15 protein-coding genes and 1 pseudogene are annotated in these 17,188 nt (G+C 62.9%); 8 read left to right on the top strand and 8 right to left on the bottom strand.

Annotation, left to right across the window (positions count from 1 at the left end):
- Positions 1–121 precede the first annotated feature (121 nt).
- Complete coding sequence (locus HHL24_RS25335) at positions 122–901, bottom strand: ABC transporter substrate-binding protein (protein WP_169488097.1); 780 nt, start codon at positions 899–901, stop codon at positions 122–124.
- Positions 902–1,505: 604 nt separating this feature from the next.
- On the opposite strand from HHL24_RS25335, the gene HHL24_RS25330 reads away from it, so the two are divergent.
- Positions 1,506–2,216 (top strand): pirin family protein, encoded by a 711-nt coding sequence (locus tag HHL24_RS25330; RefSeq protein ID WP_169488096.1) that lies wholly within the window; start codon positions 1,506–1,508, stop codon positions 2,214–2,216.
- A gap of 231 nt (positions 2,217–2,447) precedes the next feature.
- Here the strand turns inward: HHL24_RS25330 and HHL24_RS25325 are convergent, their stop codons facing one another.
- Complete coding sequence (locus tag HHL24_RS25325) at positions 2,448–2,966, bottom strand: periplasmic heavy metal sensor (RefSeq protein ID WP_169488095.1); 519 nt, start codon at positions 2,964–2,966, stop codon at positions 2,448–2,450.
- A 219-nt stretch (positions 2,967–3,185) separates the two neighbouring features.
- Between HHL24_RS25325 and HHL24_RS25320 the strand changes: the two genes are divergently transcribed.
- Both HHL24_RS25320 and HHL24_RS25315 read left to right on the top strand, forming a co-directional pair.
- Complete coding sequence (locus tag HHL24_RS25320) at positions 3,186–3,911, top strand: response regulator (protein ID WP_054035058.1); 726 nt, start codon at positions 3,186–3,188, stop codon at positions 3,909–3,911.
- A complete protein-coding gene (locus HHL24_RS25315) occupies positions 3,895–5,211 on the top strand; it encodes an ATP-binding protein (protein WP_169488094.1) in 1,317 nt (438 codons plus the stop codon). Before HHL24_RS25320 ends, HHL24_RS25315 begins: the two co-directional genes overlap by 17 nt.
- A gap of 150 nt (positions 5,212–5,361) precedes the next feature.
- Here the strand turns inward: HHL24_RS25315 and HHL24_RS25310 are convergent, their stop codons facing one another.
- On the bottom strand, positions 5,362–5,628 hold the full coding sequence (locus HHL24_RS25310; RefSeq protein ID WP_074763386.1) for a double-stranded DNA-specific endonuclease: 267 nt from the start codon (positions 5,626–5,628) through the stop codon (positions 5,362–5,364).
- A 196-nt stretch (positions 5,629–5,824) separates the two neighbouring features.
- Positions 5,825–7,516 (bottom strand): sensor domain-containing diguanylate cyclase, encoded by a 1,692-nt coding sequence (locus HHL24_RS25305; RefSeq protein WP_169488093.1) that lies wholly within the window; start codon positions 7,514–7,516, stop codon positions 5,825–5,827.
- A gap of 720 nt (positions 7,517–8,236) precedes the next feature.
- On the opposite strand from HHL24_RS25305, the gene HHL24_RS25300 reads away from it, so the two are divergent.
- The gene (locus tag HHL24_RS25300) at positions 8,237–9,988 is read left to right on the top strand and encodes an ABC transporter permease (RefSeq protein ID WP_169488092.1); all 1,752 of its coding nucleotides are present in this window, start codon (positions 8,237–8,239) and stop codon (positions 9,986–9,988) included.
- A 19-nt stretch (positions 9,989–10,007) separates the two neighbouring features.
- Positions 10,008–11,354, top strand: coding sequence for an ABC transporter ATP-binding protein (locus HHL24_RS25295; RefSeq protein WP_169488091.1), 1,347 nt, complete (start codon positions 10,008–10,010; stop codon positions 11,352–11,354).
- Positions 11,355–11,417: 63 nt separating this feature from the next.
- Here HHL24_RS25295 and HHL24_RS25290 read toward each other — a convergent pair whose 3' ends face one another.
- The 3 genes from HHL24_RS25290 to HHL24_RS25280 all read right to left on the bottom strand — a co-directional run bounded on the left by HHL24_RS25290 (position 11,418) and on the right by HHL24_RS25280 (position 14,066).
- Entirely contained in the window at positions 11,418–12,038 is a 621-nt protein-coding gene (locus tag HHL24_RS25290; protein WP_230417563.1) for a hypothetical protein, read from the bottom strand.
- On the bottom strand, positions 12,035–12,631 hold the full coding sequence (locus tag HHL24_RS25285; RefSeq protein WP_206003013.1) for a hypothetical protein: 597 nt from the start codon (positions 12,629–12,631) through the stop codon (positions 12,035–12,037). The genes HHL24_RS25290 and HHL24_RS25285 overlap by 4 nt, the downstream gene beginning before the upstream one ends.
- Before the next feature lie 391 nt (positions 12,632–13,022).
- Positions 13,023–14,066, bottom strand: a complete 1,044-nt coding sequence (locus HHL24_RS25280) for a sigma-54 interaction domain-containing protein (RefSeq protein WP_169488090.1) — start codon at positions 14,064–14,066, stop codon at positions 13,023–13,025.
- A 377-nt stretch (positions 14,067–14,443) separates the two neighbouring features.
- On the opposite strand from HHL24_RS25280, the gene HHL24_RS25275 reads away from it, so the two are divergent.
- From HHL24_RS25275 to HHL24_RS25265, 3 genes are all read left to right on the top strand, one after another.
- Positions 14,444–14,761 carry a DUF883 family protein gene (locus tag HHL24_RS25275; RefSeq protein ID WP_169488181.1) on the top strand — a complete coding sequence of 106 codons (318 nt, stop codon included), beginning with the start codon at positions 14,444–14,446 and terminating at the stop codon, positions 14,759–14,761.
- Between the two features lie 48 nt (positions 14,762–14,809).
- A complete protein-coding gene (locus tag HHL24_RS25270; protein ID WP_169488089.1) occupies positions 14,810–15,088 on the top strand; it encodes a hypothetical protein in 279 nt (92 codons plus the stop codon).
- Positions 15,089–15,401: 313 nt separating this feature from the next.
- The gene (locus HHL24_RS25265) at positions 15,402–16,802 is read left to right on the top strand and encodes a sigma-54-dependent transcriptional regulator (RefSeq protein ID WP_169488088.1); all 1,401 of its coding nucleotides are present in this window, start codon (positions 15,402–15,404) and stop codon (positions 16,800–16,802) included.
- A 166-nt stretch (positions 16,803–16,968) separates the two neighbouring features.
- Here the strand turns inward: HHL24_RS25265 and HHL24_RS25260 are convergent.
- Positions 16,969–17,188, bottom strand: a pseudogene (locus tag HHL24_RS25260) (IS3 family transposase); the annotation flags it as partial.

The following is a 17,188-nucleotide window of genomic DNA, read 5'->3' as shown; positions in this document are numbered from 1 at the left end:
GTGTTGCTGTGTGTCGCTTCTCGTTGCTTCTTCTTGCTGGTTACCTCACCGGTTGCCGAGCCGGAGGCCCGCTCAGCGAGCGGCTCAGTGACCGGGGCAGTGCCCCTGCCCGGTGATCCATTCAGTGACCAGGATAGATGTCGACGTCGAAGTACTGCTTTTCGAGCTTCCTGAACGTGCCGTCCTGATGCACTTGCGCCAACGCCTTGTTGAACATCGCTTTCAGCTCGACGTCATCCTTGCGCAGGCCGATAGCCGTGCCTTCACCGATCGTCTTTGGGTCTTTCACTTCCGGGCCGGCCCAGGCGAAGCCTTTACCGCGCGACGTCTTCAGGAACCCGGCGTCGGCCTGCAATTCGTCCTGCAACGCGGCGTCGAGACGCCCCGAAGCGACGTCGGCGTACACCTGATCCTGATTCTGGTAGGGCACCACGATCACGCCTTTGGGCTCCCAGTACGCCTTGGCGTAAGCTTCCTGAGTCGAGCCCTGCTCGACGCCGACATGCTTGCCCTTCAGCGCTTCAGCCGTGGGCAGCAGCGGCGAGCCGGCTTTGGCGATCATGCGGGCCGGGGCGTCGAACAGCTTGTCGGAGAAATCGATCTGCTCGCGGCGTTTGTCCGTGACGGTCAGCGACGACACGATCGCGTCGAACTTCTTGCCCTTCAACGCCGGGATGATCCCGTCCAGGTCCTGCTCGACCCATACGCACTTGACGTTCATTTTCGCGCACAGCGCTTTCGTCAAATCGACGTCGAAGCCGGCTACCTGGCCGCTGGCCGCCGTCGATTCGAACGGCGGGTAGCTGGCGTCCACCCCGATGCGCACGGTTTTCCATTCTTTCGCCATGGCGCTGGTGGTGGCCATGACGGCAAGCGCCACGCACAGTGCGGCCTTCTTCATGTTTCTCCTGGATCAAACTGATCGTCGTGGTGTGCCGATCTCGACGACCGCCGGCTCGTGGCCGGCCGTCGCTATTCTAGGCGGTCAAAATTGTCGCGCCGCGTATGGCTTTCGCTTCGATTCCGCTTCGGTCCGGCTTCGGTCCCATTTCGCTCCCGCCGATGTCTTTTCGACGTATCAAGCAAGATTGGCGAGGGGCTGAAACCCGCGGCTATTCCATCGCGGGCCCGGCTGCCGGGGCTCCCGGCGCGGCTTCTGGGCCCACGCGTCTCGAAAAGGGCGGTATTTTACCCGAACAGGGGCGGGGCGCCAGTGCGGAACGCCCTTGGCTGCCGGTGGGTGGGCACATGCGTTGTGCATGCGCGACGGTGTCGGGCCGCGCTCCGGTTGTTCTTGTTCGCGCTCATTCGCGTTAGTGATCGACAAGCCGGCGGCCGGTATGGCGAGGAGAACCGCCAGTAGCCGGCCTGGCAATGCCGCGTGCGCCCCACCGGGGCGCGATTGCACGGATTTATGAAACGATCCGGTGCGCCGTTGCCGATTGTTTAGTGCGCTTCGCGCCCATACATTCTGGGCATCGCTATTTACTTACCGGGAGACCCTCATGATCGAGATTCGCCGTTCCGACGAACGCGGCCACGCCAATCACGGCTGGCTCGACTCGTATCACAGCTTCTCGTTTGCCGACTACCGCGACCCGCAACACGTGCATTTCGGGCCGCTGCGGGTGATCAACGAAGACCGCATCGCCGGCGGCCAGGGCTTCGGCACGCACGGTCACCGCGACATGGAAATCGTCACGTACGTGCTCGAAGGCGCGCTCGCGCACCGCGACAGCATGGGCAACGGCTCGACCATCCGTCCCGGCGACGTGCAGCGCATGAGCGCCGGCACGGGCGTGCAGCACAGCGAGTTCAATGCATCGCAGGACGAACCGGCGCACCTGTTGCAGATCTGGGTGATCCCGCAACGCGCGGGCGACCAGCCCGGCTACGAGGAAAAACGCTTCGACGACGCCGATAAGCGCGGGCGTCTGTGCGTGGTCGCGTCGCCCGACGGCCGGGACGGTTCGGTCACGATTCACGCGGATGCCTCGATCTACGCGGCGCTGATCGACGGCGCGGAGCAGGCTACGTTCACGTTGCCGAAAGGCCGGCTGGCGTATGTGCACGTAGCGCGCGGCGCGCTGACTGTGAATGGCGAAGCGCTCCAGGCCGGCGACGCCGCCAAGCTCAGCGAGACCGATTCGGTGACGCTCGAAAAGGGCGAGAACGCCGAAGTGCTGCTGTTCGATCTAGGGCAGCTCAACGGATAAGCGCGGATAGGCGCCAATCATCGGCCGTGCGTTCGTCGGCCGATGACTGATGGCCGCTAGTTACTAGTTGCTACCAGCCACCAGCCAGCAGCCACCAGCGATCACAATGAATACCTCGGCTTGAAGTGCCGGCTGCATGCAACGCAAAAACGCCACGGAGGGTTTTCCGTGGCGTTTTTGCATTCGGACGACGGCCGGCGCGCAGCCCGCCTTCCGCCCACGTCGTGCCGTTTATTGATTCGCAGCCGGTGCCGACGCTGCGCCCTTACGATGCTCCCAGCGCTCGTGCATCTTTTCGTGACGCGCTTCCATCTTCGCAAAACGCTGCTTCAGTGCGGTGCTGACGGTGGTCTTCTGCTGGTCATTCAAACCGTTATAGAACTTGAGCCACGCGTCCGTGGTTTGCTGACGCAGTTGCGCGTCTTTCTGCTCAACTTGTTGGTGTGCGTTAGCCATGGCGTTCAGATCCAGGATCGGCTGTTGCTGCGCGGCCTTGAACTGGTCCTTGATCTGTTTGTGATTGGCGCGCATGGCCTCGTGGTTCTGCTTCATGGTGTCGAGCGCGGCCTGCCATTGCTTTTCCTGATCCGCGTTCAGCTTCAACTGGTCATGCAGTTGCGTCAGTTCCTTCATGAAGTGGCCATGCCAGCCGCCTTGACCGGCGGGCTGTGCGGCATAGGCAGCGCCCGCGCCGATGGCGAGGGCAGTGGCGGCAACGGCGAGAACGCGCGACATTTTTTTGGTGGACATGTAAGACTCCCTGTAATGGAATAGCCGACGATGCAACCGGTAATGTGGACGGCCTGCATTCGGTAAGTCACAGCGTAGAGAACTGCGCCCGGCGCTGTGTTACGTGGCTTGATGCGGCTATTACGGGTCATTACGCACGCCTTTCACCGTAACACCCGGTAACCCTTGCGGGCCGTCTGAAATCGAAAACCCTTCCTGCTGCGCGTTAAACTTCATCCCATGGCTACTCAAATACTTGTTGTCGACGACGACGTCGAATTGCGCGATCTGCTGCGCGACTATCTGGCCCGTCAGGGCATCGAAGTCTCGGTGCTGCACGACGCGGGTACGCTTGAGCGCAGGCTCGAGCGCGAGCGTCCCGATCTGATCGTGCTCGATCTGATGATGCCGGGCGTAGACGGGCTGACCGCGCTGCGTAAGCTGCGCGCGTCGGGCGACGACATCCCGGTAATCATGCTCACCGCACGTGCTGACGACGTCGACCGGATTGTCGGGTTGGAGCTCGGCGCGGACGACTATCTCGGCAAGCCGTTCAACCCGCGCGAGCTATTGGCGCGCGTGCAGGCGGTGCTGCGGCGGCGCCGCACGCTGCCGTCGGCGGCGGCACCGGAACAGCGCGAGCCGTTCAACTTCGGCCGCTTCACGCTGGATTTCCAGTCGCGCACGCTGCATCTCGAAGACAAGCCGCTCACGCTGTCGGGCAGCGAATTCGCGCTCCTGAAGATTTTCGTCAATCACCCCATGCGCACGCTCACCCGTGAGCGCCTGCTCGAACTGCTGCATGGCCCGGAATACGACGGCACCGACCGCGGCATCGACGTACAGGTGTGGCGTTTGCGTCGCATTCTCGAAACCGATCCGTCCACGCCGCGCTTCATTCAAACGGTGCGCGGCCGCGGCTACGTGTTCGTGCCGGATGGCGAACAGCATGCGCCGGCCCATTGATTCGCTTTTCGGGCGCCTGGCGCTGCTAGTCATTGCGGTGCTGCTGCTGTCGCATTTCGCGTGGTACGCGCTCATGCGGCTCGAGCGCAGCCAGTTGCAAACGCGCTACGCAGTCGAGGAAGCCACTTTCCTCGTCGACGCGGTGCGCCAGCACGTCGCCCGCACGCCAGACCAGCCCTTGCCGTCGCGCGTCAAGCTGGTCGATCCGGCGAGCCCCGACGTGCCGCCGGATAGCACCGCGCTGCCGCCGCCGCTTGAACGTTTCATCGAGGACGTGCGCGATCGCATGCCTGCCGGCACCCAGGTGCGGGTCGGCCAGCCAGGGCGTCCGCCCACGCTGTGGGTGCGCGGCAACACGGATCGCAGCTGGATCGTCGTGCCGGTGCAGCCATTGCGTCCGCCGCGTTCGCTCGATCGCACGGTGCTGTGGCTCGCGATCATTTTCTCGTTCGCGGTGATGGCGGCGCTCTTTGCCGCGTGGGCGCTGCAGCAGCCGTTGCGCTCGCTTGCCCAGGCAGTGGCGCGCTTCGGCCGTGGCCTGCCGGTGCCGCCGGTGCCCGAGCGCGGTCCGCGCGAGTTGCGGCAGTTGACGCACGGCTTCAACCAGATGGTTCAGGAAGTGGCGCGCACTGAAAACGACCGGGCCGTGATGCTGGCCGGCGTCGCGCACGATCTGAAAACGCCGTTGGCACGCTTGCGGCTACGCGCCGAAATGATGGAAGAAGTGAAAATGCGTGACGGCGTCGTGCGCGACGTCGACTCGATGACGCATATCGTCGAACAGTTTCTGGTGTTCGCACACGACGGCGCCGATCGCAGCGAAGCGGTCGAAGTGGACGCGCAATGCGACCGCGTGGTCCGCAGTTACCGCGCGGTCGCTGCCGGTGCGCCCACCGTGCGGACTGAACTCGGCGCGGGGCCCGGGTTCCTGCTGCCCGCGGCGACACTCGACCGGATCCTGTCGAACCTGTTGGACAACGCACATGCCTACGGCGCGCCGCCGGTCGTCGTCGCCACGGCGCGCACGGCGCAAGGTTTCACGCTTTCGGTGAGCGACAACGGCAGCGGTATCGCCGCGCAGGACCTGATCAATGCCAGCCGGCCGTTCGTCCGGCTCGACCCGGCACGCGGCGGCAACGGTCATAGCGGACTGGGGCTCGCGATCGTCGAGCGTCTGGTGCGGCGTGCGGGCGGGGAGTGGGAGATCGGCAACCACGGCGGCCGTGGCTTGCGAGTCTTGATGAGCTTTCCGTTCGAAGTGGTGCCGCGTGTCATGGCGGCCTCGGAAAGCGTCTGGTAGGTTGAGCGGGGCAAGGGCGGCAGGCGCCCGCCCCCGTTGTGTCTAGGCCGGAAAGCGGTTCCGAACGCAATGTTCGGAATCCAGTGTGGAATCCGGCGGCCGGAATGCAGTGTCGAATGCGCCCTCTGGGCGCGTGCGGCAACCGTTGGGCTAGTCTGAAAACAGCGTGTTCAACGCATTCGCCGCGTCACTATCGACCGTATTCCACGTTACCGTTTCGGCCTCGAAGATGTAGTGCGTGGTGTACTTGCCAAGACGCGCGAGTATTTCTTCCTGAATCAGTTCCGGCGCGACAGCCAGTTTCAGATACCACGCGGTCGACGACAAGCGCGTCTGGAACGCGCCATATTCGGCTAGCAAATGGTCGAATGCGTCAGCATCCTGATCGCGACAGACGATGACCAAATTTCCCTTCATGCGAATCTCCCGTTAGAGCGGTAGCGGCAACCTCAATGTCAGGGTTGATGATACCTGCTTCGTTGCGGGACGCCCGAGGCCGCGGCTTGCTTTGCGTCAGCTACCGCGCTCATCGGGGTGCCGCCGGCGCGACGGTGCGAATTGAATTGCGTCGATGACTGCCGCAGTACCAGGTGTCACCAAGCGTCAGCACGCGTCACCAGGCGTTGGCCACCGTCCGCGCGGGCGGCGCGGTGTCGTCGGGCGGAAGCGCTTCGGTGCGGTCGCGGCCGCCTGTCTTCGCGGCGTAAAGCGCCGTGTCGGCGCGGCTCATGATGCGCTCGGGCAGATCGTCGGCGGAGAGTTCGGTGATGCCGATGCTCACGCTCAAGCCCACCGAGGCCGGCAGCTTCGGCGAAGGAATCGCCTTCAGTCGCAGGCGCAAGCGTTCGACGACTTCGCGGCCGCCCGCCAGATCCGTGGCCGGCAGCAGCAAGCCGAACTCTTCGCCGCCCAGCCGGCCGATCGCATCCGTGCCGCGCAACTCAGCCCGGCAGGTGTCGACGAAATGTTCGAGCGCGCGGTCGCCGGCGGCGTGGCCGAAGCGGTCGTTGATCTGCTTGAAGTGGTCGAGGTCGGCGATCGCCATGCACAGCGGCTCGTTGCCCGCATGCGCACGTTCGATCTCGTGGCGCAGCAGATCGAGGAAGTAGCGCCGCGACAGCGCGCCGGTCAGCGCATCGTGGCGCGCCTCGGCCGAGAGCAGGGTGTTGGCCGATTGCAATTGCTCGGCAAGATCGCGAGTGGCGCGATGGTGGCGCCGCTCGCGCACGTACGACACGGTGATCACCCACGCGAGCGCGACCGTACCGGCCAGCGTCAGAAACACCAGCAGATGATCGCGCTTGTGATTGCGTAGCAGTTCGGGCCACGCCGCGAGCGGATCAACCAGATGCGCCGACAACCCCGAGTTCAAGCCGCCGCGCGCCTGGTACAGGGACGGCGCTGGCTGCACGCTCATGCCGAACAGCTGGCCGGCGACAGCTGTGGGCACCCAGGGTGCCTGTTCGCGCACCTGCGTGTCGACCTGAATCTGTATGTCGGGGAGGATTTCGCGGCGATAGACGGTCATGCGCTCGACTGCGCTCATCTGCGTGACGCGCGAGTTGGGCAGGGCGTGGCCTTCGAGTTCGCTGTTGTGCGCCATGATGATGACGCCGTTTTCATCGGCGACGAAGGTGCCGGCATGCGCGACCCAGTGGCGCAACCGCGCGATCCCCACCTTGGCGACGACTGCCCCAACCAGCAGGCCGTCGGCGTACACTGGCGCGGCGATGAAGATGCCCGGCTCGCCGCTATTGCGGCCGACGCCATAGGCTTCCGAAAAGGCGCCGAGCAGGGCATTCACCAAGTAGCCGCGCATGCGCATGTCGACGCCGACGAAGGAGCGTTCCGCGGCAAGCGGGTTATTAACGGAGTTGCTCGACGCGACGCAGATGCCGTTGGCGTTGACGAGCCAGATCTGGTCGAGCCCGGAGAAGCCTTGTGCGTCGTGCAGGAAATTGCTCACGGTGTGCATCTGCGGGTCTTTTAACAACGTGGCGCGCAGGGCGGGTTCCGCCGTTTCGCCGTTCGCGGCATAATTCTGGGATTGCACCAGCGCGTGCTGGACCACGTCCATTTCGGCCATGGTTGCGGGGATGGCCCGAGACATCGCGAGGTCGCTGGCGATCACCTCTGCCATGTTGTCAACGATCGACGTGGACATTTGCCGCTGCGCGCGCAAGGCCGCGTCCAGCTCTTGCTGTACCATCCGGTCCGCGACCATGCCGGCCACGAACCAGCAAACGAGCACGATCAGCACGAAGCTGATCGGTCCGGTTGCCTGGCGCAAGGTTGTCCTGTTCATCGACCCTCTAATCCGTCTGGCTGTGGCATGCAACTAGCTCATTCGTGGCAGCGCGCTGGCGCTGTTTCGCCCTTGTGGAAGCGGGTGGCGATACGCCTCGGTGTGGGCCGCGCTGTGGCCCGGCATAACCGCAAATAGGCGTGTCGTCTCCTGATTTTAACCGTCATGGGGCCTGACGCCACCGTTATTGCGGGAATGCGAAGTACGTCCGCCTTGCCCATCAGGTTCTTAACGGCAGCGCGTCAGCTTTCTGAATGGCTGCACGGGTTTTCGGGGTGTTTGAAATGCGGTCCGGGCAGCCATCGTGATTGCCGCGAAAATGGCTGGCGCACGACAGCGGGCCCGCTGCATCACGCCTCGCCAACGCGGGCCAAAGGCCGTTGCCGGGGCGTTCGCCGCTATTTGCTGCTATTTGCCGTGAAAGGTTGTGCCTGAAACATAGGATGGTGTAGTGTCGTGCCGTCCAAAACAAGGAAAGCCCGCCAGCCTTCGGGCGGCGCCCGCGGCGACAGGAGCCCGGCTTGACGATTGGGGTCCCGGGCGGCTTGCCCGTGGACACATTCGTCACCGGTCCACGTGTCTCCAACGCTAACGATTTACCGCGCACATGCGTTTTGCCATGCCTGATTTCCGCTTTCCGGACCGATCTTCAGACTGCCGCGCCGAAGCCGTGGCCCCTTTCGTGCGTTTGAATGCCTATATGAATAGGGAGAGCGTCTGATGGATTTCAGCTTCAACCTGAAGCGCACCGCCAATGCGTCGGCATGGCGGGTGCTGCCCAATCGCTGGGACTTCGTCGCCTTTCCGCTGATCATCTGCATCATCGCGATGGCGGCGATCGGCTTTCACGAGACCTTGGCGCCGATGTCGACGCTCAAGACTCAGGCGATCTCGCTCGACCCGTCGAATCTGCCCGAGTACGCCATGCGCACCACCCTGCGCATGCTGGCGGCGATGGTCGCCTCGCTGATCTTCACGCTCGTGTACGGCACGCTGGCTGCCAAGAGCCGCCGCGCCGGCCTCGTGCTGGTGCCGATTCTCGACATCCTGCAGTCGGTGCCGGTGCTCGGCTACATTTCGTTTACCGTCACGTTCTTCCTCGCACTGTTCCCGGGCCGCGTGCTCGGCGCCGAGTTGGCGGCGATCTTCGCGATCTTCACGAGCCAGGCGTGGAACATGACGTTCAGCTTCTACCAGTCGCTGCGTACGGTGCCGCGCGATCTGGACGAAGTCTCGCGGGGCTTTCATTTGACTTCCTGGCAGCGCTTCTGGAAGCTGGAAGTGCCGTTCTCGATGCCGGGCCTCATCTGGAACATGATGATGTCCATGTCGGGCGGCTGGTTCTTCGTGGTCGCGTCGGAAGCCATCACGGTCGGCAACAATACGATCACGCTACCGGGTATCGGCGCTTATCTTGCGCAGGCGATCTCCGATAAGAATCTGCATGCGGTCGGGTGGGTGATCCTCGCCATGACGGTCGTGATTCTTGCGTACGACCAGTTTATGTTCCGCCCGCTGGTCGCGTGGGCCGATAAATTCCGCATGGAAACCACCAGCTCGGGCAATGCGCCGGAATCGTGGCTGCTCGACCTGATCCGCCGCACCCATCTGATTCACCGTCTGCTGGTGCCGCTCGGCTGGATGTTCGCCAAGGCTGCGCGCGTCAACTTCAGGTTGCCGGCGTTTCGCGGCCCGCGCTTCCAGATTCCGCAGCGCGAGAAGACCTCGCGCATCGGCGACATTGTCTGGGCAATTCTGGTGCTGCTCGCCACGGTCTATGTGGTGTACCGCGTGGTCACGTACGTGCGCACCGGTGTGTCGCTCGACGAAGTCTGGCACGTGTTCGTACTGGGGCTCATCACGCTGCTGCGAGTGGTGCTGCTGATCGCAATCGCCTCGGTGATCTGGGTGCCGATCGGCGTGCTGATCGGCTTGCGGCCGGCGTTGGCGGAGAAGATGCAGCCGATTGCCCAGTTCCTCGCCGCGTTCCCGGCGAACCTGCTGTTCCCGGTGTTCGTGATCGCGATCGTGCGCTTTCATCTGAATCCGGACATCTGGCTGTCGCCGCTGATCGTGCTCGGCACCCAGTGGTATATCCTGTTCAACGTGATTGCCGGCGCGAGTTCGTATCCGAACGACTACCGCGAGGCCGCCACGAACTTCCACATTCGCGGCTGGCAGTGGTGGCGCCAGATCATGCTGCCGGGCATTTTCCCGTACTACGTGACCGGTGCGATCACCGCCTCGGGCGGTGCGTGGAACGCGAGCATCGTCGCGGAATTCGTCCAGTGGGGCGACACCAAGGTCGCGGCGCATGGCCTCGGCGCCTATATCGCGCAGACCACGGCGGCGGGCGACTATCCGAAGATTATTCTGGGCATCGCCGTGATGTCCCTGTTCGTGACCCTGTTCAACCGCCTGCTGTGGCGTCCGATGTACGCCTACGCCGAAGCCAAGCTCCGGCTCGATTGAGAAATAAAGGCTAAACGCGATGCAAAATCCTAAAGCTGCTATGACCGCCGCGCCGATCCAGACCCCGCCGAAGCCGCCGCGCCTCGGTGAAGAGATCCTGCGCGTCAAGGACGTGTGCCGCGGGTTCAACAAGTCGCAGGGCGAGCTGCTCGTCCTCGACGACGCGAATCTGTCGTTGCGCGAAGGCGAGATCGTCGGTTTGCTGGGCCGTTCGGGCTCGGGCAAGTCGACACTGCTGCGCATCATCGCCGGTCTGATCGAGCCGACCGACGGCGAAGTCACATATATGGGCAAGCCGCTCGACGGCCCGGCCAAGGGCGTGGCGATGGTGTTCCAGACCTTCGCGCTGTTCCCATGGCTGACCGTGCTGCAAAACGTGGAAGCGGGTCTCGAAGCACAAGGCGTCGGCGCGAGTGATCGCCGTACGCGCGCGCTGGCAGCAATCGACCTGATCGGTCTCGACGGCTTTGAAAACGCGTATCCGCGCGAGTTGTCGGGCGGCATGCGTCAGCGCGTCGGCTTTGCACGCGCGCTGGTGGTCGACCCCACGCTGCTTCTGATGGACGAGCCGTTTTCCGCACTCGACGTGTTGACCGCCGAAACGCTGCGGACCGACTTGCTCGACCTGTGGACGCAAGGCCGCATGCCGATCAAGGCCGTTTTGATCGTCACGCACAACATCGAGGAAGCGGTGTTCATGTGCGACCGGATTCTGGTGCTGTCGTCGAATCCTGGCCGTGTGATCGCCGAGATCAAGGTGCCGTTCAAGCATCCGCGTAACCGCCTGGACCCGGCGTTTCGCCGGCTGGTCGACGATATCTACGCGAAGATGACCGCGCGTCAGACCGACGAGAAGACCAAGAAGGGGCTGGAGCTGCATAGCTGGCTGCCGCACGTGTCCACCAACCTGATGGCCGGTCTGATCGAAACGCTGGCCGCCGCGCCGTACCATGGCCGTGCCGACATGCCGGAAATCGCCCGTTCGCTGCATCTGGAGGTGGACGATCTGTTCCCGGTCGCCGAAGTGCTGCAGCACCTGGGCTTCGCTGACATCCGCGAAGGGGATATTTTCCTGACGCCGCCGGCACGCGTGTTCGCGGAATTCGGCACGCAGGAACGCAAGATGATGTTCGCCGAGCACTTGCTGCGCCACGTGCCGCTCGCCGCGCGGATCAAGAAGGTGTTGAACGAACGGCCGGGGCATCGCGCGCCGCGCGTGCGCTTCGAGCAGGAACTGGAGGATTTTCTGTCGGACAGCGCCGCGGAAGAGACGCTGGACGCAGTGATCAACTGGGGCCGTTATGGCGAGATCTTCTCGTACAACGACCAGACGGAAATTTTCAGTCTGGAAGACGTGGAGTCTTAAATCCGCTCGAGTTGATTAAGACGCTTCAGGCAAAACGCGGCAGGGGAGACCCTGCCGCGTTTTTTATTGCAGATTGCCCCAGCGCTCGACCGCCGGCTCCGCAGACGCCCATTTCCAGCCCTTGTCCTGCTGACATGCGCTCGCCGTGTACCAGTCTTCGTGCGCGTTCGGGCCGTCGCCGTCCTGAACGGAGAACACGAAATCCTTGCACAGCGCGAGCGCCGAGCTGAACGCGCGCGTGACGCGCACTTGCCCGTGGCCGTTCTCGATCGGCAGTGTGTGCTTGACCGCCCAAGGCCGCGTCTCGCCGACCGGCATCGCACCCGCCAACGCGGCGATCATGTTCTGCTGATCGGTGTGCATGGTGCGCATGTAGCGGTTGACGGCTTCGTCGGTTGCGGCCTGCACGGCGATCCCGACACCGATGCCGACTGCGGGGTTGGTGGTCACGAGACCCGACGCGACACCGGCCGCGGCACCGCTCACCGCGCCCACCGACGAGCAGCCGCTCGTCAGCAGACTGGCGCCGACGCAGAGCGCACCGGCCAGCACGAGCCGCAGCCGGTTGCCGGAGAACGCCGCCGCAGGCGTGCGCGAGACCCGGGTGGCAGGCTCGCCATCGACGCAGCGTAGCGCGGACAGCGCGTGTCCATTTCGGGGGCGTGGAAGCGACAGCGCCCTCATTGCAGCGCGCCCCAGCGTTCGGTGGCGGGTTCGGCCGACGCCCATTTCCAGTTGTCGCCGTCACGGCAGATCGACGCGACGTAGAACGCGCTGCTCGCCGGCACATTCTTGGTGGCGGTCTGATCGACCGAGAAGACGATTTCCTTGCAGTCGAGCGCGCCCGCACTGATCGTACGGCTGACCGTGACGCGGCCGTGTTCGTCGTCTTCGATCGGCATTGAGTGGGTCACGCTCCACGGTGCAATCGCGCCGACCTCGAGCGGTCCGGCGATTTTGGCGATGCCGTCCTGCGTATTCGTGTGCACCACGCGCTCCGAGTACTGCACGCCGGCGCGGGCCGCGGCTACCGCGCCGAGACCAATGCCGGTAGCGACTGCCGCATTGCTGGTGACTTTGGCCGCGAGCGCGGCACCTGCGATACCGGCGCCGGCGGTGGCGCCTTCCGAGTAGAGCGAACTACATCCGCTCAACGCAGACGAGATCGCCACTGCCAACGCGGCGAGCGCCGTTGCATTCGGATGTCCGCGTTTAGCTGCTTTAGACGCTTTGGCTGTTCGTTTTGCCCATTCGGCCCACACCATACTTTTTTGCATTTCCCTGTCTCTGCTCCTGCAAGTGCCTTTCGTTCATGCACCGTTCTTGCACTCGAAGCACGTGAGTAAAACGGTGCGTGAGCGAAAGGCACGTCTTCCTCATCGTTGCACTATGCGCTGCAGCATTTTGCAGGATGCCATTTGTAATTGGCAGTGGGAAAGTGCAAGCAATTGCAAAAGATGGTGCGAGTCAAATCGGTTTCTGGTGGGGAGCTGCCGATTTGATTGGTGGTGCGAAGGGATTAATTGTGAGATGACAGGTGTGCGGAAAAGGCCATTTCAGCAGAGAGGAAATGCAAAACAAGCGCACAAGGAGGGCGCAAAAAGTAGACGATCAGTACGCAGAAAACACGCGCTCATGCGAACGAACTGCATGAGCGCCTGGTACCGCTTATTGCTCGGTGTCTTCTTCCGTGCCTTCGTCGCCGTATGCGCTCAAGCGGTTGTACAGCGTTTTCAGACTCACGCCGAGCGCTTTGGCCGCGCGCCGCTTGTCGCCGCCGCAATACTTGAGCGTGCCGAGAATGATCTGCTTTTGTGCATCGGCGAGCGGAGTGCCGATCCACACGCTCATCGCGTCGCCCTGCGTCACAGGCTTTTTCACGCGCGACGCAAGATGCGGATGCGGCAACTCGACCGTCTTCTCCGCGAGGATGAACGCGCGATACACCGCGTTCTTCAACTCGCGCACGTTGCCCGGCCACGACCAGGTCCGCAGGGTTTCGATCGACCGTTTGCTGAAGCTCTTGCTGGTGCTTTCCTGGTGATTCAGTAAGGCGAGAAAGTGTTGCGCGAGCAGTTCGCGATCGCTCTCACGCTCGCGCAACGGCGGCGCGCGCAACGGAAAAACCGCGAGCCGGTACATCAGGTCTTCACGCAGACCGTTTTCCTTCACAGCGACCGCGGGGTCGCGATTGGTCGCCGCGATCACGCGCACGTCGCCACGAATCAGTTCGTTGCCGCCGACCCTGAAAAACGTGCCGGTCTCGAGGGCGCGCAAAAGTTTGACCTGGCGCACCGGGGCCATTTCAGTGATTTCGTCGAGAAACAGCGTGCCGCCGTTCGCATGTTCGAAGTAGCCGATGCGGCCCTGGACTGCGCCGGTGAAGCTGCCTTTTTCGTGACCGAACAATTCGGCTTCGATCAGTTCGTCAGGAATCGCGCCGCAGTTCACCGCGACAAACGGTGCGTTCTTGCGGCTGCTTTGATCGTGAATCGTGCGGGCAATCAGTTCCTTGCCGGTGCCGGATTCGCCGATGATCAGCGCGGTCGCGTCGGTGCTGGCGACGCGTTCGATCTGTTCGTACAGATCGAGCATCACCGGCGACGAGCCATACAGTAGCCCGTACGATTTCAGTCCCGCGATGCCGTCTGCGACGCGCTGCTTCATCTGCGCGGCCGAGACGGCGGGCGAGTCTAGATCGATTGACGCCATAAACGGGGAGTCCTGTGCAAATGGGGTTCGATGGTGCGGCGCGCAGGCCTTGAAGCCCTCGGAGCAAGACGGACCAGTGCAGTCACTATCTCACAAAAATTCGATTTAACCACTTTGACGCCGCTTCCGGCAATCCATGTGACGGTCGGCGAAATAGTCCGGCGCACGCTCGGTCGAAAGTGCCTAAGCGCGCGTCGTATCGAATGAGAGCGGCAAAATTACCGGGCACGCCGTTTGCGAATTGGATCCGACATGCGCGTGCTTTTGAGCGACTCTGTTCAAACTTCAAGCGCGCCGACGGCGGATGCGGTTCTCCGATTGTTCGCCACGTACCGGAAACAAGACGCAAACGCCGAACTCAGACATAGGAGTGAATGATGACTGACACCACGCAACAGCTTGCACTCGGCGGCCAGAAGATTGTCGAGGATCTAAGAGTGCTTCTATCGGACTCGGAAGAGATGCTGCGGCTTGCGGCCAACGTGCCGGGCGAGGGCGTCGATGCGTTGCGCGAGCGCTTGGGCGCGCATGTCGAAACGCTGCAATCGGCGCTCGGCGATGCACAGCAGAACGCGCAGCGCCGCTACCGGGTCGCGACTGTCAATACCGAACGCTACGTGCGGCGCAACCCGTGGCGCTCGATCGGCATTGCCGCGAGTGTCGGCTTCCTGCTTGGCGTTCTCAGCGCGCGCTAACGCGCAGTGCTCGATGTCGATCCGTTTGACGATAACAAGGAGTTCACGATGGGACGACCCAAAATTGGCATCTTCGGCGCGCTGATGGCCCTCGGCGGCTTTCTGGCTGTGCGCTACGTACAGCGAAATCGTGCTGCACAGGTTCCGGCGGCGCGTGAGCTGAGTCGCTGGGAAGGCGAGGGCGGTACGGTGGCGACGCGGGCTACGCCGTCCGGCAACGCGACCGCGGCGAGTGCGGGCCCGTCTGCGCCAGACACCGCGCACGGCGCCAATGGTTCGGCGTATCCGAACGGCAAAGGTGAAGCGTGGCCGTTTCCGCGTAGCTAGGGGCTGCAATGATGACCTTCCGTGCGCCGTTGCACCGGCGTGCCGCTTCGACAGGCAGCGCCTGACGCACATTACAAACTTGTCTCGATAAAGCCGTATAATAGGTAAATAGACAACAATGTCGCGCCTTGGTGGGCGGTTTTCCAGCTGATTGTTGCAATATTGAATCAAGTCAGAGGTTCGGCGCTCTTGCGGAACGTTAGCGTGTGCTCACATCAAAACGCACGTGCGACGCAGCGGCAGGCTGTCGGCCGGCTTTTCAGCATGCGCTTTGCATGTTCCCTTATTCACGCTTTCGGGCTTTCGAGACGCGATGCCACACGTACTGATTGTCGATGACGATGCCGGTACCCGCGAGGCGCTTTCCGCCATCATCGGGGAAGACGGTCTGACTACCGCCACTGCGGGCGATTTGCGCGAAGCGCGCATTCAACTGGTCCGGCAGATGCCGGACGTCGTCTTTACCGACCTGAAGCTGCCCGACGGCAGTGGAGTCGATCTGTTTGAAGATCTCGATCCGCGCTCCGGCGTGGAGGTGATCGTGATCACGGGTCACGCCACGGTGGAGTCGGCGGTCAACGCGCTGAAGATGGGCGCCACCGACTATCTGGTGAAGCCGATCAACATGCAGCGTGTGAAGGCGATCCTGTCGCGCCTGCCGCGCGCCGGCGACCTGAAGGCGGAAATTGGCACCTTGCGCGGCGAGTTGCGCCGCATGGGCCGCTTCGGTTTGATGCTCGGCAATTCACCGGCCATGCAGGAGGTCTACGACCAGGTCAGCCGTGTCGCGCCGACTGCAGCCTCGGTCATGCTGGTGGGCGAGTCGGGCACCGGCAAGGAAGTCGCCGCCCAGACGCTGCACCAACTGAGCTTGCGCCGCAAGCATGCGTTTCTCGCGGTGAACTGCGGCGCGATCTCGCCGAACCTGATCGAATCGGAAATGTTCGGCCATGAGCGCGGCTCGTTCACCGGCGCGGACCGCCAGCACAAAGGCTATTTCGAACGCGCGAACGGTGGCACGCTGTTCCTCGACGAAATCACTGAAATGCCGATCGAGTTGCAGGTGAAGCTGCTGCGCGTGCTGGAGACTGGCATGTTCATGCGGGTCGGCACGACCAAGGAAATTGAAACGGACGTGCGCCTGATTGCGGCTACCAACCGCGATCCTGAGCAGGCGGTGCTGGAAGGCAAGTTGCGGCTCGACCTGTACCACCGGCTGAATGTGTTTCCGATCAGTCTGCCGCCGCTGCGCGACCGGGGTAAGGACGTTGAACTGCTGGCGCAGGCGTTCCTCGACGAACTCAACGAGCGTCACAGCACGAAGAAGCATTTCCCAGCCGCTGTGAAGGAGATGTTGATGTCGTATCCGTGGCCGGGGAATGTGCGCGAGCTGAAGAATTACGTACAGCGCGCGCATATCATGTCGGGTTCGGATTCGGATAGCACGGCGACGGTGCCGCTGCAGATTACGTTGTCGAAACCTGCGGCCGGCACGGCGATTACGATTCCGTTTGGCACCTCGCTTGCCGAAGCGGATCGTCAGCTGATTCTGGCTACGCTCGAGCAATGTGGTGGTGTGAAGACGCGTGCTGCTGAGATTCTTGGGATTAGTCTAAAGACGCTTTATAACCGTCTTGTTGAGTATGGTAATGACGCGCGTGATGACGGCGATGTTGCTGATGAGTCGCGTGCGTTGGGTGGTGCGGATGCTTGAGGTTGGGGGTTTTTTTGCCTTTGGTGGTGGGTGTTTTCTTTTTGTATGTCTGCGGTTGTTTGGGGTTTCTTTGAATTGTTAGTGGTTTATTAGCGTCGCCCCTGTGCGGGGCGGCACTTACTTTCTTTGCCGCCGGTGTGTGTCAAGGTAGTTGTCGCGTGAACCGTTACGCTGCGTGCTTATACATTCCGGCCGAGGCGTGGGTTCGCTCCGGGTTCAGATAGACCGCGTCTGTCAGGTGCCAGTTGCGGATGGCACCTGACCAGCGTGCGGGGTTCTGCAGGCGCGCGTCTTCGTACAGCGCACGCCGTCGGGCCAGAAGCTCGTCGGCTTCGCCGCGGTGCCGCTGCCCCGGACTCACATACTTCAGGCCGCTGTGGCAGTGC

The sequence above is a fragment of the Paraburkholderia polaris genome, assembly GCF_012927345.1.
GTDB lineage: Bacteria > Pseudomonadota > Gammaproteobacteria > Burkholderiales > Burkholderiaceae > Paraburkholderia > Paraburkholderia polaris.
Note: the sequence above shows the minus strand (reverse complement) of the source record. Positions and strands in the feature narration are given on the sequence as shown.